General features: G+C 66.1%; 4 protein-coding genes. All 4 read left to right on the top strand.

The genetic code is table 11. The features are described from left to right. Window positions 1–1,134, top strand: a 1,134-nt coding sequence (locus U9977_RS22810; RefSeq protein ID WP_322751334.1) for a carbonic anhydrase, incomplete at its 5' end; no start/stop codon positions are given. A gap of 288 nt (window positions 1,135–1,422) precedes the next feature. Next, window positions 1,423–1,839, top strand: coding sequence for a helix-turn-helix domain-containing protein (locus U9977_RS22805; RefSeq protein ID WP_322751333.1), 417 nt, complete (start codon window positions 1,423–1,425; stop codon window positions 1,837–1,839). A gap of 6 nt (window positions 1,840–1,845) precedes the next feature. Further along, complete coding sequence (locus U9977_RS22800) at window positions 1,846–2,412, top strand: PIN domain-containing protein (protein WP_322751332.1); 567 nt, start codon at window positions 1,846–1,848, stop codon at window positions 2,410–2,412. A gap of 551 nt (window positions 2,413–2,963) precedes the next feature. After that, the coding region (locus tag U9977_RS22795) for a DNRLRE domain-containing protein (RefSeq protein WP_322751331.1) at window positions 2,964–5,555 on the top strand (2,592 nt) is incomplete at its 3' end.

The following is a 5,555-nucleotide window of genomic DNA, read 5'->3' as shown; positions in this document are numbered from 1 at the left end:
GCACTCGGGATGCTCACCGCCCTCGGGCTGGTTCTGCGTCGGGTGCTGTGGTCGAACATCCGTCTCGTCGCGTCCGGGCAGGCATGGCGGGTGGACGTGGAGGGCACCTTGAGCTTCCTGTCCCTGCCGCGCCTCGCCCGGGTTCTCGGCCGGGTGCCGACCGGGTCCTGTGTGTCGATCGAGCTGGTGGTCGACTATCTCGATCATGCGGCGTTCGACCATCTGCACGCCTGGTGCACCGAGCACGAGCGGGCGGGCGGGCAGGTGACCGTCGACGAGATCGGCCACACCTGGTTCCGATCGTCACGTGAGGATCAGGCCAAGCGGCGCCGTACCGTCGTTCCGCACCTGCCCCGCTGGTTCGCCCCCTGGTCGCAGTGGCAGGAGTTGGCGGCCTCCCACGGCGACGCGCACCGCGCGGATGCCGCCGGCACGATGCTGGTGGGGGTCGCCGAGTTCCACCGCCGGACCGCTCCGCTGCTGCGCGGCACCCTCGGGGAGCTCGCGGACGGTCAGCGTCCCAGCGCGCTGTTCCTCACCTGCGTCGACTCCCGGGTCGTCCCGAACATCATCACCAGCAGTGGACCCGGCGACCTGTTCACCGTCCGTAATGTCGGCAACATCGTCCCGATCGCCGGTGGGCGCAACGCCGACCTGTCGGTGACCGCCGCGCTGGACTACGCCGTCGACGTCCTGCGGGTGCCCTCGATCGTGGTGTGCGGGCACTCGGGATGCGGTGCCATGCAGGCGCTGCTGTCCGACGACCTCGACCGGGATCCCGACTCCGCGCTGGCGGGCTGGCTGACCCATGCGCGCGCGGCGTTGGCCCGGATGCCCCTGCCCGGTACGGAGATGCTGTCGCCCCTGGAACAACTGGGCCGGGCGAACGTCGTGCTTCAGCTGGAGCACCTGAGCGGCCATCCGGCTGTGCGGCGCGCGTTGGAACGGGGTCCGCTTGAGCTCGTGGGCCTCTACTTCGACATTCCCGCCGCGCACACCTGGGTTCTTGATACCGCATCGGGCCGTTTTGTCGACCCTTCCGAGGTTCTGACCGCGGTTCCGCCGCAGCGCCGCCGTCCGCCCCGCCGTTGGGACACACCGACAGCAACCCCACCTGCCCCGGCATGGCCGTGATCGACGGCCAGCACGCCTGCCGTCGCGGAACCGCGGTCTGACTGCTGGACGGGCTCGGTACGGGACGTTGACCCTGCGCAGGCTTGCGTTTCTTTCGATTTGTGGCAGGGTGGGGATATGATCGCCGCAGCGCTCGAGCCGCTCCGGAGCCACACCGTTCTACCCCCGGAGGATGTGGGCCAGCTACGTCGTCTCATGACGGCGCTTCTCGCAGTCGGAAACGAGACAGGGGACGGGAGCCCTTCTAGCCCCATCGGAGCAGGTCCTGCCGAGGATGGCGACCTCGTGATGAGAAAGAGGTCCCGTTCCGCCGCGCTCGTCCCGCCAGGTGGCCAGGCAGTCGACCTGCCTGCCGCTCTCGTCGACGTGTTGGTCGACGTGGCGCGAGCCATGCTTGCGGGACGGGCGGTCACGATCAGCCCGATGTCTCGTCGGCTCACCACGCAGGAGGCTGCCGACGTCCTTGGCGTGAGCCGACCCACGTTGGTGAAGCTTCTCGAACGTGGCGAAATTCCATATGAGCGTCCTGGCCGTCACCGTCGAGTACGCATCGACGATCTCTTGGAATATCAGGAGCGGCGTCGTGCCGAGCGTCAGGCCGTATTGAGTGAACTGACCCGCACCGCACAGGAGACCGGCCTGTACGAGATGTCAGCGGCTGACTATCGCGAGGCGCTTCAGCGGGCACGCCACGCGGGCGATTGACGGCCTATGCACGTCGCATTGCTGGATGCAGCATCGCTCGTCCCCGTTGTCCTGACGGACACACTGCTGCGGTTGGCGGAGTGTGGGCTCTACCGGCCGCTGTGGTCCCCGAAGATCCTTCAGGAGGTGCGGCGCGCGCTGGCTGAAATCCACCCAGATCTGGATTCAGCCATCCTTGCAAGGCGTCTGCGCATGATGGATCAGGCGTTCAAGGACGCAAGCGTCGATCCAGCCGCTTGGCAGCCCCTTGTCACGGGACTTGACCTCCCGGATCCTGACGATCGTCATGTGCTTGCCGCGGCCATCGTGGGAGGAGCCCGCAGCATCATCACCCCGAATTTGAAGGACTTCCCGGCGAAGCACCTCGCTCCGCACGGCATCGACGCGATCTCGCCGGACGGCTTCTTGCTCGATCAGCTCGACCTCAGCCCTCCGCGGATACTTGCTGTCCTTGAGCAACAGGCTGGTGACACGACAAGGCCACCCCTGACAGTGTTCGATCTTCTCGACAAGTTGTCCCGCGCAGGTGCCCCCTCCTTCGCAGACGAGGTGCTGCGTCATCTGGTGGTTTGATCGACGCTGCTTGCTATGGCGGTGTTCGGCTGAGATCGCCGTGCCCGCTACTGAAGATCGTAACCATGGCCGACTGGACGGCCTGAGCTGACCGGATGGCGTTGGCAGCCCTGTACTCACCCATGCCCGCCAGGATCATTGAGGGCTCCCGCAACCCATGCTGATAACAACGGATAAACTACGGTTGCGGTAGATGCTGAATGGCTCGACTCTGCGACGGTTCGTGTGCAATGCTCCGCAGCGTGAATCCACCTGTACCGGACATTGACGCTGCTCTCGTGTCCGGGTAGCGGCCTGGCTGTCTTCTGATCTTAACCATGGGCGCATCGCTGTGCCCATGGTGACGCGTCTTCGGTGTTCCGTTTGTGTTGGTGCTGTTTGCTGCGCGTTCATTCGGGCGTGCAGGTCACCCGCGTTTTCTTTTCGGGTTGTGCTGTTGTCCGGTGCTGTCCGCTGGCGTGGGTCCGTGCAGGTTCTTGCCGTCAGATCTTTGGAGTTTATTCATGCGTGGCCGGCTTTCTGCTGCTCGTTTCCTGCAGGTGTCTCGTCGGGTGCTTCGACGGGTATCACGGCGGGGGTTGGCGGTCATCTCGTTCGGGTTGGTGCCCGTGCTGGTGGTGACCGCGCTGACGGTGCTGCGGATGGCCGGGGGCGGGGTGGGCGGGCCGGCGCCGTTGGTAAATCCGTTCCGGAATGCGGCGCTGCCGCAGAGCTCGACCGGGAGCGCGGCGGGCCGTGCGGCGCAGGTGTCGACGGGGCAGTCGCAGTCGGGGCGGGCGCCGTCGGCGGCGCAGGTGCGTGCGGCGGTGCCGGCGGTGGCCGGTGCGGTGGCGAGTACGGCGGCGGAGCCGGCGCGGCCGGTGGATGTGGCGAAACCGGATCCGTCGGCGGGGGTGGCGCGGTTCGGTGCGGCGACCACGGTGACCCCGACGATTCCGCCGGCGGTGCGCGGTGTGCAGCCGGGGCAGGTGGAGGTGCCGGGGCGGCGGACGGTGTGGAGCGACGAGTACCTCAATCCCGACGGCACCCACACCACCCAGGTGTATTCGGTGCCGAAGCGGTTCACCGGTGCCGGCGGGACGCTGGTCGATATTGATACGAGTCTGGTGCCGGCAGGTGCGGGGCGGCATCGGGTGGCGGCGGTGGAGCACGCCGCGGACATCGCGGATCGGGCAGATGATCCTCGGTTGGCGTCGGTGCAGGTGAGCGACAGTGCGTCGGTGTCGTTCGGGATTGCCGGTGCGGGTCCGGCTGCGGCCACGGTCGACGGGGCGACGGCCGTCTATACGGGGGTGCGGCGGTCGGCGGATGTGCGCCTGGCCGGGACGCTGTCGGGGGTGAAGGAGAGTCTGGTGTTGCGCGGGGCGGATGCGCCGACTCGGTGGACGTTTCCGCTGGCGTTGCACGGTCTGACCGCGACGGTGGACGGGAAATCGCAGCAGATTTCCCTCGCTGACGGCGCGGGGGTGGTGCGGGCGGTGATTCCCCGTGGGTCGATGGAGGATGCCGCGGTCGATCCGCATGTGGGCGCCGGTGCCTACTCAGAAGGTGTCGTCTACACGCTGGTGAGCGGGGTGGATGGCGGGTTGGCGTTGCAGGTGGATCTGGACGCGGGGTGGCTGGCGGATCCGGCGCGGGTGTTCCCGGTGACGGTGGATCCGTCGGTGGAGGTGTTGCAGGCGTATGCGGATGACACCTATGTGTCGTCGGCGTATCCGAATACGCATTACCACACGTTGGACGATATTCATGTCGGGACGTACAACGGTGGCGGTGATGTGAACTACGGCTATATCAACTGGCAGGGTACGGCGGCGGTGAACCAGGCCAACGTCCTGGATGTGCAGGTGTCGTTGATGAACAGCTGGTCGTGGTCGTGTACGGCGCGGCCGGTGAGCCTGTATGAGGTGAACCAGTCGTGGGATGGCACGACGATGCTGTGGCCGGGGGCGGCGGTCGGCCCGGAGGTGGCGCAGAGTAGTTTCGCCTACGGGTATTCGTCGTCGTGTCCGGCTAACTGGGGGACGTTCAGCGACGACCGGTTGCGGGCGTTGGTGGATGACTGGACGCATGGTCGGAAGACGAACACGGGGACGTCGGTGCGGGTGAGTGCGACCGACAATTATGCGTGGAAGAAGTTCCTGTCGAACAACAATGCGACGGCGGCGAACCGGCCGCAGATGTCGATTCTGTGGACGTCGTACGGGGCGACGTATTCCTATCCGTCGGGTAGCGCGGTGTGGGATCAGCAGCTGACGAACAATCAGCAGGGCAAGGTCAAGGTTCGGTTGACGAATACCGGTCGGGATGTGTGGCCGGCGAACAGCACCTACATGCTGTCGTATCACGTGTATGACGCGGCGAACACGACCGAGCTGGTGCATCAGGGGTATGCGACGCAGCTGCCGACGACGGTCAATCCGGGGCAGACGACTGATCTGTTGGCGACGGTGAATCCGCTGGCGCCGGGGACGTACACGATCCGCTGGGACATGGTGAACTGGGGGGTTACCTGGTTCTCGGATGAGTTGATAAAGTATTTTGCGCAGACTTTGATCGTGTCGAATGTGGCGCCGGTGCTGACGGCTGCGTCGCCGGTGAACGGCGCGGCGGTGTACTCGTTGACCCCGACGTTGACGCTGACGGGTAATGATCCGGATAACTATCCGGGGCCGGGGGTGAACTACAACTTCCAGTTGTGTACCGGGTCGGATGCGAATTCGGGGACCTGCTGGTCGTCGGGGTGGATCAGCGCGAACACGTGGAGTCCGCCGAAGGGTGTCCTGTTCTGGGATCAGACGTATTACTGGCAGGGTTGGATCGGTGATTTTCAGCTGCCGAGTGCGGCGATGGCGCCGAGTCGGCTGGTGACGAAGGTGCCGTTGTCGGGTCCGGAGGGTCATCTGGGGGCGGATCCGTATGCGCCGGCGGTGGCGAGTGTGACTCCGGTGGTGAGTAACTACACGACGGCGACGACGGATGCGGCGGTGGCGGGGGTGGGTCCGGCGCTCGGGGTGACCCGGACGTATAACAACCGGAATCCGGCCGACGGCCTGTTCGGGGTGGGCTGGTCGAGCCCGTATGACATGGGGATCGCGCCGGATCTGGCCGGGGAGGGGAATATCGCGGTCCGGTATGCGGAT

The organism is Protofrankia sp. Cas8 (genome assembly GCF_963555845.1).
Classification (GTDB): Bacteria; Actinomycetota; Actinomycetes; order Frankiales; family Frankiaceae; genus Protofrankia.
The sequence above is the reverse complement of the archived record's forward strand: the minus strand, read 5'-3'. Positions and strand labels throughout refer to the sequence as shown.

Coding starts and splice junctions, on each gene's coding strand:
- U9977_RS22805 (WP_322751333.1), top strand. CDS start 1,423: ATGAGAAAGAGGTCCCGTTCCGCCGCGCTCGTCCCGCCAGGTGGCCAG.
- U9977_RS22800 (WP_322751332.1), top strand. CDS start 1,846: ATGCACGTCGCATTGCTGGATGCAGCATCGCTCGTCCCCGTTGTCCTG.